At 72.3% G+C, this 17,430-nt stretch carries 20 protein-coding genes; 14 read left to right on the plus strand and 6 right to left on the minus strand.

The window, feature by feature from the left end; all coding sequences use genetic code 11:
- Positions 1 to 132 precede the first annotated feature (132 nt).
- The 14 genes from ABH931_RS28885 to ABH931_RS28950 all read left to right on the plus strand — a co-directional run bounded on the left by ABH931_RS28885 (position 133) and on the right by ABH931_RS28950 (position 11,374).
- A complete protein-coding gene (locus ABH931_RS28885; protein WP_370119433.1) occupies positions 133 to 1,221 on the plus strand; it encodes an MFS transporter in 1,089 nt (362 codons plus the stop codon).
- A gap of 86 nt (positions 1,222 to 1,307) precedes the next feature.
- Positions 1,308 to 2,000, plus strand: coding sequence for an HAD family hydrolase (locus ABH931_RS28890; protein ID WP_370119436.1), 693 nt, complete (start codon positions 1,308 to 1,310; stop codon positions 1,998 to 2,000).
- Positions 1,997 to 2,545: a hypothetical protein gene (locus ABH931_RS28895; protein WP_370119438.1), complete on the plus strand. Its 549-nt coding sequence runs from the start codon at positions 1,997 to 1,999 to the stop codon at positions 2,543 to 2,545. The genes ABH931_RS28890 and ABH931_RS28895 overlap by 4 nt, the downstream gene beginning before the upstream one ends.
- On the plus strand, positions 2,520 to 3,095 hold the full coding sequence (locus ABH931_RS28900) for a hypothetical protein (RefSeq protein ID WP_370119441.1): 576 nt from the start codon (positions 2,520 to 2,522) through the stop codon (positions 3,093 to 3,095). The genes ABH931_RS28895 and ABH931_RS28900 overlap by 26 nt, the downstream gene beginning before the upstream one ends.
- Positions 3,070 to 3,924, plus strand: a complete 855-nt coding sequence (locus ABH931_RS28905) for a hypothetical protein (protein WP_370119444.1) — start codon at positions 3,070 to 3,072, stop codon at positions 3,922 to 3,924. The genes ABH931_RS28900 and ABH931_RS28905 overlap by 26 nt, the downstream gene beginning before the upstream one ends.
- A gap of 17 nt (positions 3,925 to 3,941) precedes the next feature.
- Positions 3,942 to 4,319, plus strand: coding sequence for a hypothetical protein (locus ABH931_RS28910; protein WP_370119446.1), 378 nt, complete (start codon positions 3,942 to 3,944; stop codon positions 4,317 to 4,319).
- Complete coding sequence (locus tag ABH931_RS28915; protein WP_370119449.1) at positions 4,316 to 5,176, plus strand: hypothetical protein; 861 nt, start codon at positions 4,316 to 4,318, stop codon at positions 5,174 to 5,176. Before ABH931_RS28910 ends, ABH931_RS28915 begins: the two co-directional genes overlap by 4 nt.
- A 191-nt stretch (positions 5,177 to 5,367) precedes the next feature.
- A complete protein-coding gene (locus tag ABH931_RS28920) occupies positions 5,368 to 5,817 on the plus strand; it encodes a hypothetical protein (protein ID WP_370119451.1) in 450 nt (149 codons plus the stop codon).
- 16 nt (positions 5,818 to 5,833) lie between these two features.
- The gene (locus ABH931_RS28925) at positions 5,834 to 6,619 is read left to right on the plus strand and encodes a hypothetical protein (protein WP_370119453.1); all 786 of its coding nucleotides are present in this window, start codon (positions 5,834 to 5,836) and stop codon (positions 6,617 to 6,619) included.
- A gap of 191 nt (positions 6,620 to 6,810) precedes the next feature.
- Positions 6,811 to 7,032: a hypothetical protein gene (locus ABH931_RS28930; RefSeq protein WP_370119495.1), complete on the plus strand. Its 222-nt coding sequence runs from the start codon at positions 6,811 to 6,813 to the stop codon at positions 7,030 to 7,032.
- 169 nt (positions 7,033 to 7,201) lie between these two features.
- On the plus strand, positions 7,202 to 8,350 hold the full coding sequence (locus ABH931_RS28935; protein ID WP_370119497.1) for an AAA family ATPase: 1,149 nt from the start codon (positions 7,202 to 7,204) through the stop codon (positions 8,348 to 8,350).
- Positions 8,347 to 10,146: a hypothetical protein gene (locus tag ABH931_RS28940; RefSeq protein WP_370119456.1), complete on the plus strand. Its 1,800-nt coding sequence runs from the start codon at positions 8,347 to 8,349 to the stop codon at positions 10,144 to 10,146. The genes ABH931_RS28935 and ABH931_RS28940 overlap by 4 nt, the downstream gene beginning before the upstream one ends.
- A gap of 289 nt (positions 10,147 to 10,435) precedes the next feature.
- Positions 10,436 to 10,792 (plus strand): DUF317 domain-containing protein, encoded by a 357-nt coding sequence (locus tag ABH931_RS28945; protein WP_370119459.1) that lies wholly within the window; start codon positions 10,436 to 10,438, stop codon positions 10,790 to 10,792.
- Positions 10,793 to 11,056: 264 nt separating this feature from the next.
- The gene (locus ABH931_RS28950) at positions 11,057 to 11,374 is read left to right on the plus strand and encodes a hypothetical protein (protein ID WP_370119462.1); all 318 of its coding nucleotides are present in this window, start codon (positions 11,057 to 11,059) and stop codon (positions 11,372 to 11,374) included.
- 179 nt (positions 11,375 to 11,553) lie between these two features.
- On the opposite strand, the gene ABH931_RS28955 is transcribed toward ABH931_RS28950, so the two are convergent.
- The 6 genes from ABH931_RS28955 to ABH931_RS28980 form a co-directional block, all read right to left on the minus strand.
- Entirely contained in the window at positions 11,554 to 11,955 is a 402-nt protein-coding gene (locus ABH931_RS28955) for a hypothetical protein (protein WP_370119464.1), read from the minus strand.
- A 185-nt stretch (positions 11,956 to 12,140) separates the two neighbouring features.
- Entirely contained in the window at positions 12,141 to 13,577 is a 1,437-nt protein-coding gene (locus ABH931_RS28960) for a serine/threonine protein kinase (RefSeq protein ID WP_370119466.1), read from the minus strand.
- 249 nt (positions 13,578 to 13,826) lie between these two features.
- Complete coding sequence (locus ABH931_RS28965) at positions 13,827 to 15,065, minus strand: ATP-grasp domain-containing protein (protein WP_370119469.1); 1,239 nt, start codon at positions 15,063 to 15,065, stop codon at positions 13,827 to 13,829.
- A gap of 75 nt (positions 15,066 to 15,140) precedes the next feature.
- Positions 15,141 to 15,488 (minus strand): hypothetical protein, encoded by a 348-nt coding sequence (locus ABH931_RS28970; RefSeq protein ID WP_370119472.1) that lies wholly within the window; start codon positions 15,486 to 15,488, stop codon positions 15,141 to 15,143.
- Between the two features lie 32 nt (positions 15,489 to 15,520).
- The gene (locus tag ABH931_RS28975; protein ID WP_370119475.1) at positions 15,521 to 16,642 is read right to left on the minus strand and encodes an MFS transporter; all 1,122 of its coding nucleotides are present in this window, start codon (positions 16,640 to 16,642) and stop codon (positions 15,521 to 15,523) included.
- A gap of 110 nt (positions 16,643 to 16,752) precedes the next feature.
- Positions 16,753 to 17,241 carry a hypothetical protein gene (locus ABH931_RS28980; protein ID WP_370119478.1) on the minus strand — a complete coding sequence of 163 codons (489 nt, stop codon included), beginning with the start codon at positions 17,239 to 17,241 and terminating at the stop codon, positions 16,753 to 16,755.
- Positions 17,242 to 17,430: the final 189 nt, after the last annotated feature.

Consider the following 17,430-nt stretch of genomic DNA (forward strand, 5'->3'; position numbering starts at 1 on the left):
CCGCCCTCGACCGGAAGCTCCGCCCTGACCACCACACCCGTCACCGACACCGTCCAGCGGTCCGGCCCGGATCGCCCGATCCGCAGCGTCCTTCGCACCCCGCACGTCACCGTGCTGCTCACCGCCACCCTAGTGGGACGGCTGCCCACCGCCATGGCCCCGCTCGCGCTCCTGCTCGCCGCCCGCGCCGACCACGCGGGGACGGCGCTGGGAGCGCTGCTGGCCGCGCTCTACGCACTGTGCGGAGCCGTCGGCCAGCCGCTGCTCGGCCGGGCCGTCGACCGCCGCCGCCTGGCGGGCGTCGCTCTGGCGGCGGCGGGCGTCGCGGGCAGCGCGTTCGCCGCACTCGCCGTCCTCGGTACCGGCCGCAACCCGGTGCTCTCGTGTGCCCTGGTCGCTCTCGCCGGTCTAGCCACCCCGCCGCTGGAGGCCGGGTTGCGCGCGATGTGGCCGCGCCTGGTCGCCCCGCGTGACCAGCAGGCCGCGTTCGCCCTGGACGCCACCGCCCAAGAGCTGGTCTACGTCGCCGGGCCCGCCCTGGTCACGGTCACGTGCCAAATCGCCTCACCGGCTGTGGCATTGATCGGCTGTGCGGTCCTCGGTTTGGTCGGCACGATGGTGGTCGCCTCCCGCCGTCCGGCCCGTGCCCTCAGCCCGGAGCGGCGGTCGGTCCACTGGCTGGGGCCGCTTCGCTCGCAGGGCCTGCTGGTCCTGCTGGGCGCCGCCGCCCTCCTGGGCGCGAGCCTGGGGTCGTTCAACGTGTACGCCCTGAGCGCGGCCGACCACCACCACACGAGCTGGCTCGCCGGAGCGCTGCCGGCCGCGCTCTCGCTGGGCAGCCTGCTGGGCGGCATCGCCTGGGCCCGGGTCGCGCACCGCGTGCCCACCGACCGCCTACTGCGCACGGTCAGCGTGCGCTTCGCGGTGCCGTTCGTGCTGTTCCTGCTCACGCCCGAGCCGACCCTCGCGGTGGCCGCCGCCGCCCTACCGGGCTTCTTCCTCGCCCCGTGGCTCGCCTCAGCGTTCCGTCTGGGCGACCGGCTCGCGCCCCAGGGGACGGCCACCGAGGCCGCGGCCTGGCTGGTCGCCGTCATCGGCCTCGGCGGCGCCGCCGGAACCGCCCTGGCCGGGCCGCTCTCGACGGTCGGACCCGTCGCCGTCGCCGGCCTCACCCTGACGAGCGCCGCCGCAGCCTCACTCGCCCTGTTCCTGCGCCGCTGATCCGCCCCGTACCCGTCGGAGCCCCGGCCCGACAGCGGATCATCGCACGCCAGCTCCACCATCAACTTCTGCTCGGAGAAGCCTTCTTGCCCCACTCCACCGCCCCGGCGCCCGTCACCATCATCTGGGACTGGAACGGGACCTTGCGCGACGATGTCCAGGACCACCTCGACGCGCTCAACGCGACCCTGCCCGATCTGGGCAGCGAACCGATCACGCTAGAGCGCTACCGCGCCGAGCACCGCACCCCGATCCGCGCCTTCTACGACGCCCTCCTCGGCCGCACCCTCGACGACCAGCAGTGGCACGACGCCGACGCGGCCTTCCAAGATGAACTCGCCTGGCACCCGGTGCGGTTGCAGTCCGGTGCACGGGACCTGCTGCTGCGGCTGCGGGCTCAGGGGGTCCGGCAGAGCCTGCTGTCCCTGTCCCAGCACGACCGGCTGCTGACCGAGGTCGGCAAGACCGGCATCAGCGGTCTCCTCGACCGGATCGATGGCCGCCACGAGCCGGTCGTCGGCAGCAAGGCGCCCGCCATGGCCCGGCACATCGCCGCCCTCGGTACAGCCGTCGACCCGGCGCGCACCCTGGTGATCGGCGACACGGTCGACGACGCGCTCGCCGCCCTGTCCGTCGGCGCGGTGCCGGTCCTGCACACCAGCGGCCTCCACTCGCCTCAACGCCTGGCCACCCCCGGCGTCCCCGTCGCTGACAACCTGGAGGCCGCCGTCGAGACCGGCCTGTCCATCATCAACTCGGTACAGCAGGAACGACAGTGAGCCCGGAGCTGCGGGCCGAGCGGCCCATCCAGGAGTGGAGGCCGCGTCAGGCCGGGAACGTCGACCTCGGCACGCGCCTGGTGTGCACTCGGCTGCAAGTCGACCACCCGCGTCGTCTTCCCGGCGCCGGAACCGCCACGATCCATGGCGCTGTCGCCGACCAACTCGCCTTCGAGGCACGCCGTCTGGACGATGTGCAGGCCCGCATCGTGCAGCTGGCCACGGCCCTGCGCGGCGACCTGCAACGCATCGTCGAGGGCCACGAGGCGGACCTGCCCGCCATCAACGGCGTCCTCCACAACACCGCGCCGGCCATCGACCTGCTCGCCGCCCGTCGAACCGAGCTGCACCGATCGGTGGCCTCCCTCATCGAGGTCTACGAGACCCTGCCCCCCTTCGCCCCCGCACCCGCACCGGCGCCCGCCGCCGCGGCGAAGACGACCCGGCAACGCGCCGCCTCCACCCGTGCCCGCCGCTCGCCAGGCGAAGCAGCGGCTTCGGCGACCGCCGCCCCGGCGAATGCCGCGCGGCCACGGAGCCGGTGAACATCTGCCCGCCCGACGAAGGGACCACGCCCTGACCAGCCCCTGGGATATCGGTCCGTACTACGACGCCGACGGCACCCCGCTCCTCGCCGGCCAGCGCCTGGTACGGCACCACCTGGACGTCTCCTCCTCGGACCTGCGACGCCGCCACCGCGAGGACGAAGGCGCACTCCGCGAACTGGCCGACCACGTCGACCTCCTGGCCCGCCAGCTCGACCTCCTGGACGACCAGATCCGCTCGAAGGCCGCCTCCATCCGCGACCGCCTGCTCCCGCTCTCCTGCGGCAACCACCGCGGCGTGGACACCAACGGCGTACTGCGGCTGGGCGCCATGGACCTGGAGGTCATCGGCATCCGGTACGCCCAGAGCCTAGACACACTCGAGCACGCAGTCCTGGCCTACCAGAGCGCCGCCCCAGCCTCACCGCCGCCCGATCGCGCCACGGCTGCCAACGCCCGTGGCGCCGTCCACTCCAGCCCTACCCCCGCATCCGCCCCCAGCACCGGAGACCCTCATCACCGACGTGCACGAGCCGCTCCTCGCCATTGACGAAGCCCTCCAGGTCGAGGACCTCGAAGCCCACACCGACGAAGACAAGCGCAGGTGGTGGGAGTTCGCGTCCGAGAAGCAGGTCGACGTCCTGGCCGTCCAGCACACCGTCAACCCGCACACGCCGCTGCTGACCGAGTCGTACCTCCTCGTCCACGACGCCACCATGACCTGGGACATTCCCGGGTCGCCGCAACTCGCCGGGATCCACGTCCAGCGCGACCGGGGAGCCGGGACGTTCCGGCTGGAGTACGAGCGCGCACCGATCGTGGCACTCGCGCAGCAATGGCTCGTCTCCCGCGGCGCCGACCTCGGCCAGGTGACACCGCACGCCGAGTGGCTGCCGACCACCGACCAGCCCAGCCGCGACCTGGAGCAGCGGCTCGCCCTGGCCGGAGACCGGTACTGGTTCGCGAACTCGTACACCTCCGACCTCGTCCTGGACCCCGCCCACTCCTCCGGCGGGCCGCCCAGCGCCGCCGAGGACCTGGTCTACGACTTCAACACCTGGATCATCGCCCAGGACCGGCAGCCGGAGCCCGGTCAGCAACCCGTCCGGGTGTTCTTCGAGGACGTCGACTACCTCGGCCGCACGTACACCCTGCGGGAGGGGGGTTTCCCCGACCTCGATGCCGCCTACGACTGGACCCGGCGCGCCGGCGAGCCGGACAACCCCCTGCCGCCCGTCGAGGTCGCTCCCGTCGCCAGCCCGCGCACCGCTGCTGCCCGCGCCACCAGCTCAGCCACCGCGGCCGGTGCCGCCCCGGCCGAGGTCGCAGCCTCGCCCACCGCCACCGACCCAACCGCCACCCGCCCCCGCAGCCGGTGACGGCCCAACCCCCAGGAGTGCCCATCTCCACCGAAGTTCAGCGGGTGCGCCGCCGCCCGCGCACCACCGAGCCCCGGACCGCGCAGAAGTCCGTCCGTCTGACCCCGAGCGCTCTCGCGGCCATCCGGGAGCGCGCGGCACACGAACGTCTGACAACTTCCGGGTTCATCGCCAACGCCGCGTTGGCCGCCGCGCTGGCGGACGGACCGGTCGGCCGACCCGACGCCGACCCCCGGCGACCGCTGGCCGAAGCGCTCGACCGCCTGGCTGGCGAGCTGCGTGCCCTCACCGACACCGTCCCCGAGCCCGCGCGGGCGCAGGAAGCGCTGGCCCTGCTGCCCGGCCTGGCCGAGCGGACCTATGCCGCGCTCGACGCCGTGCTGGAGGCCGCGTGATCCCCGACATCTCCACCGGCAACACGCCCCGGCCACTGCTCAGTTACCTCTACGGCCCCGGTCGGCGCGAGGAGCACGAGGATCCGCACCTGGTCGCGGCCTGGGACATGTACGGGGCGCCCGACCCCGGCCGCGACACGGGTGCGACCGTCGGCCACCTGGCCTCCCGGCTGGACCAGCACGCCCGGCTGCGCGCCGCCGAACTCGGCGCGATGCCGCCCAGCAGGGTCTGGCACTGCTCGGTGCGCACCGCCCCCGAGGACCCTCTGCTCACCGACGACCAGTGGGCCCAGGTCGCGCGGCGGATCGTCGCCGCCACCGGGCTCGCCCCCGCCCATGGCCCGGGATGCCGGTGGGTCGCGGTGCGCCACGCTGTCCACCACATCCACATCGCCGGGGTCAGCGTGCTGCCGGACGGCTCGCGTCCAGCGATGCACCGCGACTCGACCCGGGCCCAGGCCGAGTGCCGGGCGATCGAAGCCGAGTGGGGACTGCGCCTCATCGGCCAGGGGGAGCGCGCAACGACCAGCTTCCCGACCACTGCCGAGATCATCAAGGCCGAGCAGCAGGGCTGGGCCGAACCGTCCCGTGTCTGGCTTCAGCAGCGGATGCGCCACGCCGCAGCCGGGGCCCGTAGCGTCGCAGAGTACGCCGCTGCCCTGGCGAGCGACGGCGTCCTGCTGCGCTGGCGCATCGACGAGTCCGGTGCCCGGATCGGCTACAGCCTCGCCCGCCCCGGCGACACGGGCACGAGCGGCATGCCGGTGTACTTCGCCGCCGGCCGCCTCGACTCCGCACTCACCCTGCCGCGGCTGTCCCAGTTGCTGGCCGGCAGCGCTGCCCCGCAGCCGTCCTGACGAGCGCCCGCCGCATCCCCTTAACATCGCCCTGCCTGCTCGGGCGCTCCAAAGCCGATCTCGCTGAGGAGGCGAACCCGCTGACGCCCACCCCACTCGACGACTTCACCCGAGCGCTGGCCCTGCGCCTGCCCGGCCCGTGGAGCCCCTCGCTGCGCAGCAACACCACCGCTGGTCAGCGCAACGCTCTGATGGACCGGCTGTGGGACCTGGGCACCGCCCACTGGGCGCTGCTCGACTTCGCCAACGACCGCGTCGGCCAGGTCAAGCACCAGGCGGGACTGGACCTGATGGTCGTCCGACGGCCGGTTCGTTCCCACCAGTACCTTGTCGCTGCCCTCGTCCCCGTCGGCCACGGACTCGCCCACCAAGTCCAGGACTGCGCTGTCCCGTTCGGCATCGCGGTCACCGACGACCCCGCCCGTGCCGCAGCCTCCGTCACCCGGCGCTTGCTGCCCTCCTACCAACAGGCGCTGCGCACCGTCGGCCACAGCGCGGGCTGGAGCACCCTCACCGGGATCCCGGCCAACCGGGCGGTCGCCGCCACCGGCCGCAGCTCCCGTGACGTCACGGTTGTCGCCTCCCCGCCGACCACCGTATCCGCCCCGTCCGGCGCCAGCGCGCGCCGCGTCCGAACCTGATGGAGCTGCCCGCTTCTTGTCCACCGCCGCACCGCCCCGTCCCGACCTCCTCATCCGCCCCGCCCACCTCGCCGGGCCAGAGGAAACCGACATCGTCTTCCTCCTCGCCTCCGAGCACGGCTGGTTCCGCCCGTTCAACGCCCCCGCCGACCTGGTCCTCATCAGCCCTCAAGAAGGGCTCGCCCTCACCCGGCAGGACCGGCAGTGGACGGTGGCCGGACCCGGCGGCTGGACAGTCCGCTTCTGCGACCGCGCTCCCGTCGAAGTCCCCTACGCCCTCATCGCAGCAGCTCAGGAAGCCGAGACCGCGCCCACCGCCAGCGCCGGCCCGGCCACCGGCCACACGGCCACCGTGCTGCTGATGGAATCCGGCTGGTCCGGGTTCAACCGCGATGGGTACCGGCTGGTCGCCGCACCCGACCGCCGAGCCGCCCTCTCCTGGCCCGACACGGCCCCCGACCCCGGCCCGATACTCACTGCCGCCGCGCGTACCGGCGTGTGGACCGTCGAGTTCAGCCGAAGCGCACCCGACTACCTCCTCACCGCAGCCACCGCAGCACTGCTGCGCCCCGTGCCGCGGCGGCCAGAGCAGATCCCGGAGCAGTTCCCGCACCTCGTCCGCGCCGCCCCCCTCAACGCCCACCGCAGCGGTGACGGCCCCATGGGGCGCACGACCGCGGCCCGGGCACACGGCATCGCCTCGCACCCAGCCCTGCGATACCTTCCTCCGCCCACCTCTCCGCCTTCCACCGTGCACTACGGCCCAGCGGGACCGGCCCGTCCGCGCCAGGATCCGCGCTGACGGGCACCGGCGGGTCAGTGGCGCCCCCAAGCCCCCGAACCGAACATCACGGAGAAACCCTGACCTCGCATCCTCCCGACTCCGTCGCCAACGTCAAGGCCAGCGCCGCGACACCGCAGGAACTCGCCGACCACCTCACGACGGTCGACACCGAGGCGGCAGCACCAGCAGAGCTCACCGCCCAGCCCTTCGTGCCGATCCGGCACGCCCGCACGGGCGAGATCACCACCACCAGGTACAACGCCCACGCCCGGCGAATCCTGCTACAGGCCGGCTTCGAGGAGGCTCCTGGCTGCGCCTGCCCGGCGACGGAGGCCAGCACGGACCGGACGCACGGGCCCGCTCGGCAACCAGCGAGCTGCTCGCCGTCGGCCACCCCGTTCGCCTGGACCGAGCCCTCGGCCAGCCGGTGAGCACCGACGGTACGCCCCTGCCGGGCACGCCCGTACAGACCAGCGGCCTGCCTTCCAGCGCATTGCCAACCCCGCCCGCACGCGCACCCGTTGAAGGATCCTCGCTTTGACCACACCCGGACCGCCCGTCACTTCAACACACGCCAGGCCCGGCGAGCTGCGGGCCAAGGTGGCCCGCCTGCTGGCCGACCGGCCGGCGGACCCGCTCACCACCGGGGAAATATCCAAGGCGCTGGGCCACTCCCACGGTGCCGTCCAGCAAGCGGTCAACACCCTGGTGCTACGCGGCGAGGCCGACCGGCTCGGCTCCGGGAAACAGTTCCGAGCGAACGCGAAGACGGCCGCAGCCGCGCAGGCCGCGGTGATCAGCCGACCGGGCACCCACTCTCCCCGCGCCGCCGCGGCCACGGCCCGCACCACCTCTCCCGCAGCAGCGGCGCCCAACCCGGGCGGCCCGATTCGCCGCGCGGGTGGCCAGCTCTACCACCCGCGGGAGTTGGCCGACCTGCCCGACGTGGAGGCGCTGGCGCGTCTCCGCGCCGCCGAGGTGCCGGTGCTGCTCTACGGCCCCCCAGGTACCGGCAAGACCTCGCTGGTGGAGGCCGCGTTCCCGGACCTGCTCACCATCGCCGGCGACGGCGACACCACGGTCGGCGACCTGATCGGCGAGTACACGCAGGACGACGCGGGAGCCTATGTCTTCCAGTACGGCCCGCTGGTCACCGCGATGACCGAGGGCCGCGCCCTGCTGATCGACGACGCCACCCTGATCTCGCCCAAAGTGTTGGCCGCGCTCTACCCGGCGATGGACGGCCGCCGCCAGATCCAGGTCAAGGCCCACAAGGGCGAGACCATCAAGGCCGAGCCGGGCTTCTACGTGGTCGCGGGCCACAATCCGGGCGTACACGGTGCCGTTCTGACGGAGGCGCTGTCGTCCCGGTTCAGCGTGCAGATCCAGGTCGGGACGGATTATGACCTGGCCTTGGCGCTGCGGATCGATGCCCGGGTGGTCCGGGTCGCCCGAAACCTCGCCCGCCAGGTCGAACTCGGGGAACTTGGCTGGGCACCGCAGCTGCGGGAGCTGCTCAGTTACCAGAAGACCGAGGCTGTCCTCGGCACCAAGGCCGCGCTCGCGAACTTGGTCGGCATCGCGCCCGTCGAGGACCGCGACGCCGTCGCCGCCGCCGTCAGCAAGGTCGTCGGCGTCAAGGACCTCGCTCCCCTCACCCTTGGCAAGCAGCTCCCCGCCGCGACCGCTTCGGCCACCCGGCAGCCCCCGGGAAGCACCAGCTCCGCACCCCGGGGCCGCCAACGATGAGCGCCCATCACCACGTCCAGTCCCCTGCCACCGCGCCCGACGACGACGCCGACCTGGCACGCTGGGACGACGACGGCGCCCCGCCCGCACAACCCCGTTCCTCCCCGGCCGCGTGGCTGCGCGTGGGAGCCGAGCTCGGCGATCGGCTGGTCGCCCTGTCCGGCCGCCAGGACCTGCTCGTCACCTGCCGTCCCGGCACCCGCAGCGGTGCACCGGCCGCCTTCTTCCCCGATCTGGGGGAGGTCGAGTTCGACGCCGGCCTGTTCGCCCCCCTCCAACCGCACGAGGTCAATCCGCGGATCGTGGGCGACGAGGAGCGCTATCCCGCCGCCTGGGGAGTGTTCGTCCACGAGGCCGCCCACGCGGCCCACTCCGTATGGACAGAGCCGTCCGGCGCGGACCCGCGTGTCGTCCAGGCCGCGCTCCTGCTGGAGGAGAGCCGTGTCGAGGGCGCCCACCTGATCAGGCGGCCCACCGACCGCACGTACCTGCGCACCAGCGCCCGGACCCTGGTCATGCCCGACATCGGCAACCCCACCTTCCAGGGCATCGAGCACGCCGCCAGCGTGGCGGCCCTGATCCTCGGCCGCCGGGACGCCGGCATCCTGGACGCCGGCGAGACCAAGGCCGTCGCCGATCTGTGCGAACGGGTCCTGGGCGCCGACCTGCTGGCCACCCTCACCGGCATCTGGACCGCAGCCCATCGGTGCGCCGACCACGACGCCACGACCATGCTCGCGCGCGCCCAGGAGTGGTGCGACGCCCTGGACACCGCTGCCCCCGCACTGCCCGTGCCGGAGGACCTCACCGATCTGCTGTCCGGCGCCGTGGTGGTCGTCATGGACAGCATGGACGCCAACGACGCCGCCGACCTCGCGGCGCAGGTCGCCGCGGCCAACGCCATGGCCTCGCAGGCCAAGGCGCAAGCCCAGGACCGCGCCCAGCAGGCAGGCCAGCGGCGCAAGGCCGCCGCCACCGCCAAGTCGGTATTCAATTCCCGCGGCGCCACCGTCAACCCCGACGGCACACCAGAACCCTCCAGCAACCCCGTCACCGGCACCCGCCGGCCGACCGCCGCCGAGCAGACCGCTGCCGCGCAGCTCAGCCGAGCGCTCCGGGCCGCCGCCTACCGGGAGAGGACTGAGGAGCGGACCACCAGCCCCACCCCGCCCGGCCGCCTCAACATGCGCCAGGCCCTCGCTCGCGACGCCCAGCGCGCCGCCGGGTCGACGCCCACCGCAGAGCCGTTCACCCACACCCGCCGCCGCCACTCTCCCACCCCACCGCTGCGCGTGGGCATCGCCGTCGACGTCTCCGGCTCCATGCGTGCCGCCTGCGGGCCCGTCGCGTCCGCCGCTTGGATCGTGGCCCGCGCGGCGGCCCTGACCGACCCCGACTCCCGCACCGCCACCATCGCCTACGACATGAATCTAACCGCACTGACCCGGCCCACCAACCGGGCGCCGGAGCGCGTGACGACGTTCGACGCCCGCGGCGGCAGCCACAACCTCGGCGACGCCCTCGATGCGCTCGACCACGGCCTCGACCTCAGCCGCCCCGGCACCGGCCGCCTCCTCGTGATCGTCACCGATGCCCAGTACACCCCCTACGAAACCGCAAACGCCGTCACCCGCATCAAGCGCCTCACCACCGCCGGCTGCGCCGTACTCCAGCTCACCCTCACCAAGGAATCCCTCCACCTACAAGGGACCACCCTGCTCCACCTGCCCCGGCCCTCCAGTGCCCCCGCCGCCATCGCCAAGGCCGCCACCGACGCCATCCGCAAAACACGCTGAGACGCCGTCACACAACCTCGGTTGTCCTGTCTCAGACTTCTCCGGGCACGGTGCCCGGTTGACCTGCGGTGCCCGGACTTGTGTGAGACAGCGCGAGAAGGATGCGGGCTCCCCTGTGTGTCGGGCTCATCGAGACAGGGCACCAACGCGCCGTCACCCCGACCGACTCGACTTCGGGTGGCGGCGCGTTCGCCTGGGGCAGACAACCTGCACGAAACCCTTGACGGGACTATGTGATCCGGGCCTTCCCAAGCAAACATGGACCTCCGTCCGTGCCCCGCCCAGGAAGGTGACCCCGCTGACCGTCGTCCTGTCTGCGCCCTCCGCCCCCAGCCTCCGCCCCGGCGACGCCGTGCCGAGCCGCACGTGGCTCCTCGGAGAGGGAAACCCGAACGACCTGAACTCCTTCCTGTACGAGCACCGTTGGACTTGGGTCATCGACGCCGACGGCGGCCTGCACGCCGCATCCCCGTGCACCCGCGTCTACCTGGGCTACCAGCCGGACAACCCGCAGGCTGACACCTGGACCATCTCCCTGGACGGCACCGCACGCCAGCCCGGCTGGCGAGCCCGATTCGACCGCCACACCCCGGTCGAGGTCGTCCTCGCCGTGCTGCGCACCCTCGTCGAACACCCGGGCCGCTGAGCCCGCCCGCCCCTGCCCCGCACGAAAGGAACGCCCATCTCCGCCCTGCGCTCTGCCCGCGCCAAGGCCCGTCTGCTCCACCGCATCGAGGCGGCCGAGTGGCTGACCGGCGGCGCCATGTACACCAGCTTCCTGCACGCGCTGCTGCTGTGGCCCGGCCGCCCGCTGTTGTCCGCCAGCACCCTGCTGACCGCCCTGCAGTGAATCCTGAACTCCGCGCCCATCACCCGTCGCACCCTGCGTCTTGCCGCGCTCGTCGAGGCCGTGGCCACCGCTGGGGCTGGCACGGAAGCCGCACTCTCCGCGGCCTCCGGCCGAAGCGGTGCGACGGCCGTCTGCCTGGTCTCCGTCGCCGTCGGCGTGCTGACCCTGTACTGGATCTCTCGGAGTCTGGATGCCGACGCGGACCGCGCTGTGCGCTGCTGGCTCGATCAGCACCGCAAGGGCCGACTCGACGAGGTCGCAGCCGGGACGGGCCTGCGTCCGGCTACAGCGAGACTCTCCCTGGTCCGGCAGGCCCGCTCAGCTGGGGTGACCGTCTCCGGTGATCAGCATCGTCCGGTGTACCGGCTCGTGGACTGAGGCCCGTGCGACATGCCGAAGGGCGGTGGAGCACAAGGAAGTTCCTTGTGCCCCACCGCCCTTCGGCGCTTACGGCATCGGGTCGAGACAGCGGGTGAACGCGTGCCGCCACTCCGGGGCCACCACGACTTGTCGGCGACCGGACCGGAGGTCCTGGCCCGCACCCTGGTGGTGCAGGGTCAGTTGAAGTAGATCCCGGCGAACTCGCCCCCGAAGCCAAGGTCAGTCAGCGCCTGCTCGGCGTCACCCCAGGATCGGTCCGCGTAGGAGAAGTTCGCCTCGAAGAAGTCGAAGTCCAGCTCGCCCTCCTCCCACTCGAAGCCGCAGCGGCAGCGGACGAAGACCCGCCGGCGGGTCTCCAGGAGCAGCCAGTCCCGGTTCGCGCGGCACGAGGTGCAGACGACGAGGGTGCCCCGCGGGTTCAGCTCGCCGGGGTACTCGACGACACGGATCACAGCGCCGCCCGGAGCGGGCTCGGGAACCATCACCGGGTAGTCCGGGATGTGCAGGTCGGCGTCGGAGAGCGAGGGGAGGTTCGAGGGGTCGTTCGGGTTCAGATCGCGTCTCGGCGTGTCCGACAAGCTGCAAGCCCTTTCGTCAGAGAGATGGTGGCTTCAACTGGGGATCGGGCTTGAATATTCCCGAAATCAGGTACCGATACCTGATCGTGATCCTCTGTCCCTATCAGGGTGGCCGTTCATGCGGTCGAGCACTGAGCGCTTCACTTGGCGGCGGAGCGGTTGAGTTGGCGAGCTGAGCGTTCTGGTCAGATGTCGCCCGCGCGGGCCTTGATGTACCAGTCCGGGACATGGTCGTCGGCCAGGGCCACGATGCGGAGGATCAGTGGAAGCATGTCCGGCACAGCGTTGGAGGCGACGGCACGGATCTCGTCCAGGATCCGGGCGAACTGGACGGACCCGACTGGCGCGTTCCAGGTGCGCTGCAGCTCGAAGGGATAGTTCTCCAGACCGTGGTGTCGGTGGACCACCCGCAGGTCGAAGGCGATCTCTGCCCCGTCGTCGAACCCGTCGACCAGGCGCACCACGAACGAGAACTTCACCGCGGCCTTGCCGACCTGATCCGGCGAGGTGAACAGTGCGCCGCGTTGATGTACCCACTGGGCCGTCAGCATCGGTAGCAGACGCGTCGCTTCGCTCGGCTCGGGCTGCCCCTCGTAGTAGCGGAACTTGCCCTGGAGCATCCCGTCGACCACGCCGTAGAGGTCCGTGAAGAGAACGTCGAGCTCCAGGGCGACCCGGCCAAGGAAGTTCCGGCGCTCCTGGGCCTGCTGTGCGGCCTCGTGCGGCGCGGCGGTCAGGACGGCGAGACGGTCCTGCATCTCGGCGATCGACGCGGTCTCGCGCAATTCGGGCGGCTCGGTCAGGCAGGCGCGGACCTCCTTCGCAAACTCGGCCATCGTCGGCCTGCCCGCCGGGTGGAGCACAGTGCAGCGCTGCATCAGCCGGTCCAGCTCGCCCGCCCACGGCAACGCGATGTGCCCCTGGAGGCTGTACTCGCCGCCGGACCGGTACTCCCCCGGCAGCGGCCAACGGACCCGGCGCAGGAGCACCCACATGGTCTTCGCCAACGACCAGACGTCCGCCGGGCCGCCGTCGACGTTGTCGCGTGGCTCCAGCATCTCGGGGGCGTGAAAGTTCGCCGGGCCAAGTTTCACCGACGAGCTGGTGACGTCGACCTTGTCCGGGAAGGTGACCAGTCCGAAGTCGCCGATCTCCCAGCGCCCGTCACGTTGGAACAGGTTCGAGGGCTTGATATCGCGGTGGTGGACGCCCTGGTCCGCCAGGGCGGCTAGCGTCTCGGCGTAGGCGGCGATGGCCTCCAGCATTGTCTCCTCGGCCGGGGTGTCGCCGAGGGCCTGGTCCAACGGGGCGGCCACCGGCATGACGTACCAGCAGATCTCGCGCGTGTCATCGGGCACGTCCGAGTCGACGAGCGGCACGACGCCTTCGCCGGTGTAGCCGCGCAGGAACGTGATCTCGTCGGCGAACCTCTGGCGGCGGTCCGCCAGGGACCTGCCGAGGCCGAACATCTTGATCGCGTACCGGCCGTCGTCGCCCTCACGGCGCGCTTCCCAGACCTCGCCGTTGCCGCCTTTGCCGAGGTAGCCGCGGCCGACCAGGGTCCACTCCCCCAGCCTGGCGCCCTCCTGCGGCTTCCAGCTCTTGCCGTCGACCTTTCCCACAGTGCCTTCCGTTCTCACGCCGAGCTCGTCCTGCTGCATTGTCGCGCGCGTTCGCGAGTGACCGCGAAGGCTTTCCCTCAACTCCCTTTAACAGATCGTTTCAAACCTGCGGACGGCTGCCGACGCGGCTGCTCAACTCGCCAGGTGAAGCGCTCAGTCACAGTTCACGACGCCGGACGAGTGGGTCGTCGGGCACCGGACTCCTGGCGGGCCAGCACCTAGATGCCGGCCCGCCAGGGTCTTCGCGGATCAGGCGGCCTCGGCCACCTCCACGTCGAGCAGGTCGGCGACCTGCTCCAGCCGGGCGTGGACCTGGTCGGCATTCTCACCGGTGACGACGAAGTGCGCGAGTCGGCCGGTGTGCAGGTTGCCGCCTCGGTCGGGGAGGAGGATCGGCTCGCCGATCGCGTGCTCGAAGCTCAGCCGCTCCAGCCAGTCGGGGGTGCCGAGTTCCTCTCGGGCCTGGGCGCGGCGGACGGTGCCCGAGGTGGAGGGCGAGAGGAAGCGAACTCCGGCGGCTTCCCGCCGGGTGGGGGTGAGGTCGGGCTCGCGGCCCAACGCGATGTCAGCGGCGACGGCGGGCAGGTCGATGCCGGTGGCCAGCTGGACGAGGCGGCCGATGAGGTCACCGCCGAGGCGGGCGTTGACCTCGATCAGGCGCGGGCCGCTGTCGGTGAGCCGCAACTCGACGTGGGACACGCCCGTGTTGACGCCGAGCGCGTCCAGCGCGGCCTCGGCGACGGGGCCGACCTGCGCGAGGAGCGGGTCGTCGGCGAGGACGGTGTGGCCGACCTCCTGGAAGAGCGGCTCGGGGCCCAGGGTCTTGCGGGTGATGGCGATCGGGGTGGTGATGCCGTGCACGGTGACGCACTCCACCGAGATCTCGGGTCCGTCGAGGTACTCCTCCACGAGCACACCGGAGCCCTCCTCGCCCTGGCCGGCGGCCTGTTCGGAGGCGTAGGCGAAGGCGGCCGGGAGGTCCGCGGCCTGCTCGACCTTGATCACGCCGATGCTGGCGGCGTGCGCGGCGGGCTTGAGGACGACGGGGTATCCGATGCGGCGGGCGGCGGTGTTCGCGGTGACGACCGAGGTGGTCCGGATCGACTGCGCGGAGGGCACGCCTTCGGCTGCCCAGACGGCGCGCGCGGCGCTCTTGTTGCGGCAGGCCGCAGCGGTCGCGGACGACTGGCCGGGCAGGCCGAGGTCGGTGGCGATCTGCGCAGCGGGCAGCAGGCAGTACTCGTCCCAGGTGAGCACGCCGGCGATGGTGTGGCGGTCGGCGAGGCGGGCGACGGCGGCACGCAAGGCGGCGAGGTCGTGAGGGTCGGCGACCTCGTGGTCGACGATGTGCGCCAGCTGCCAGGTCGGCGCGGCGGAGTCGACCAGGACGACCCGGTGCCGGCGCGCGGCGCTTTCGAGGCAGTAGGCGCGGTAGGCGGGGTTGCCCATGGAGATGACGAGCAGGACGGTGTCGTCGGCGTGGGGCATGCGGTCTTTCCGGTCGGGGCTGCGAGGCTCAGGCGGTTGGTGCGGTGGCGCGGTCGGGCCGCCCGGGGTCTTGGATCAGGCCCGGCCGAGGTCGTAGACGTGCTCGACGGCGTCGCTGGTGGTCCAGGTGTTGCCGCTGCCGTTCGCGGGGACGGTGCGGGTGGTCAGCGCGTAGGCGTTGCCGTCCCAGACCACTTCGATGCGGTGGGCGACCGAGCACCTGTTGTGCCAGTACACCGTCGTCGAGAACCAACCGCTGTCGTCCCACGACCAGGCGAAGCACCCGGCGACGCCGCGGTGGGTGGCCGCGAGCGCGGGGGTGGCGGACAGGCCGACGGCGGCGAGGGCGGTGGCCAGGACCACCGCGATGCGGCGGCGCCTGGGCATCGTCCGGGTCGGGGCGTTCTTGCGCAGGGAGGGCATGGGGGTCTCCTTCAAGGTAGGCAGGGGTGTGGTCAGGCGCTGGTCGGGCGGCGACCGGCGGCTTGGAGAGCGAGGGCGGCGGCGCACAGCGAGGCGAGGACGGTGCTGCCCGCCCACAGCCACCCGGAGCCGCGGTTGAGGGCGATCGCGCCGATCAACGGTGCGGCCAGGGCCGAGCCGCCGAACGCGGCGCCCCAGACGCCGAGGTAGCGGCCCCGTGCGCCGTCGGGTGCGAGGCTGGCGACGTACGCTGCGGCCCCGACGCAGAAGGCCATCTCCCCGAGGGTCCACACGACGGTGGCGCCGATGAACGCGGCGGCGCCGTGGGCGAGACCGTTGGCGCCCATGCCGAGGCCAATGGCCAGCGCTCCGACCGCGGTGGTTCGCAGCGGCGGGGTGCGGTCCATCAGCGGCTGCAGCAGGGGCTGCAGGGCCAGGACCGTGACGGCGTTGGCGACATTGACCGCGCCGTAGACGGCCGGCGAGAGGCCGTCGGCGTGGATGGCTAGCGGGAGGCCGTACACCATCTGCTGGTACACGGTGAGCGTGGCCAGAGACAGGCCGGTGAACGAGAGCAGGCGCCGGTCGGTCAGGACGTTGCGGTACCGGACGGGGTCCGGGGCGGTGATCAGGTAGTCGCGGGTGGCGGGCAGGGCGAGGATGACCAGGGCGAAAGCGAGGCAGGTCAGCGCGTCGATCGTGCAGAGCCAGCCCATGTGGGAGCTGGCGAGGTAGCCGCCGACGATGCCGGAGGCGGCGGCGCCCGCGTTCACCATCCAGTACTGCAGGCCGTAGCCGCGGGCGCGCTGCTGCTCGGTGAGGATGTCGGCGATCCACGCAGTGATCGCGGTGCGGGGCGCGTCGAAGACCAGGCCGATCGCGGCGGCCAGGGTCACCAGTTCGGGGACGGTGGTGGCGCGGGCGAGTAGCCCGTACGCCGTGGCGGTCAGGGCAAGGGAGATGACGATGGTGCTCTTGCGGCCGAACCGGTCGGCGGCGGCGCCGGAGAGCGGCTGGCCGAGTACCCATCCGGCACCGAACGCGGCCAGGACCTGGCCGGCCGTGCCGATCGACAGGTGGAGGTGGGTGACCAGGTAGAGGGTGAGGTACGGCACGAGGACGGCACCGATCCGGCTGGCGCCGAATCCGATCACGAGTACCCAGTACGTCGCCGGGAAGCCAGTGGAAGGAGGCGCTGTCGCCGGCTCGGGTGCGGCGGAGGTCGACAAGGGGCTGCTCCAGCAGTGGAGTTCGAGTGGGAGGGTTAGGCGGGAGTCAGCGGCTCGACGCGGATGTCCAGCGCCGCGCGCAGGTCGGCGACCTCCTGGTCGATCGCGTCGAGGTCGTCGGGGACGTACAGCACGCGGCCGGCGAGGCTCACGGTGCCGATGCCGACGGGTGCGGGCTGGCCGACTGTCAGGCGGATGTCCGCGTCGAGCACGCCGGGCAGCGATTCGATGGCGGCCCGGTCGGCAACGTGGGTCACGGTCCCCGCGGGTGCGGGGACCATGACGGCGGTGAGCGCAGGGAAGCGCGGGGCGCCGTCCAGGTCCGGTACCTCGTCGGTGGCCAGGGCGGCCAGGGTGGCGGGCAGGTCGAAGGCGTACATCACCGAGGCGAGTTCGGTGATGCTGCCGCCGCCCGGGCGCGCGCCGGCCTCGCCGACGAACAGGCCCTTGGTGCGGTCGCGCAGGATCTCGCAGTGCACCACGCCGGTCTGTGCGCCGAGCGCGGCGGCGGCGCTGGTGGCCAAGTCGGCGATGTCCCCGGCGTCGGGGTGCTCGGGCGGCAGGGCGGTGTCGAAGGAGACGTCGCCGACGCTCTGCAGGAGCGGGGCGTCATAGCGGCTGTAGGGTCCGCGATTTCGTGGACATCGTTGCCTGCAGGAATGTTGGGATTCGTGGGAAGTGGGAACTGGTGTTGTCCGGGCTTCATGGGCAAT

Source organism: Streptacidiphilus sp. MAP12-33, assembly GCF_041261265.1.
Taxonomy (GTDB): Bacteria; Actinomycetota; Actinomycetes; order Streptomycetales; family Streptomycetaceae; genus Streptacidiphilus.

Excerpts from the sequence above, each read along its gene's own strand:
- ABH931_RS28900 (WP_370119441.1), top strand. The coding sequence starts at position 2,520 with ATGCCGCGCGGCCACGGAGCCGGTGAACATCTGCCCGCCCGACGAAGG.
- ABH931_RS28920 (WP_370119451.1), top strand. The coding sequence starts at position 5,368 with ATGGACCGGCTGTGGGACCTGGGCACCGCCCACTGGGCGCTGCTCGAC.
- ABH931_RS28940 (WP_370119456.1), top strand. The coding sequence starts at position 8,347 with ATGAGCGCCCATCACCACGTCCAGTCCCCTGCCACCGCGCCCGACGAC.
- ABH931_RS28965 (WP_370119469.1), bottom strand. The coding sequence starts at position 15,065 with ATGCCCCACGCCGACGACACCGTCCTGCTCGTCATCTCCATGGGCAAC.
- ABH931_RS28970 (WP_370119472.1), bottom strand. The coding sequence starts at position 15,488 with ATGCCCTCCCTGCGCAAGAACGCCCCGACCCGGACGATGCCCAGGCGC.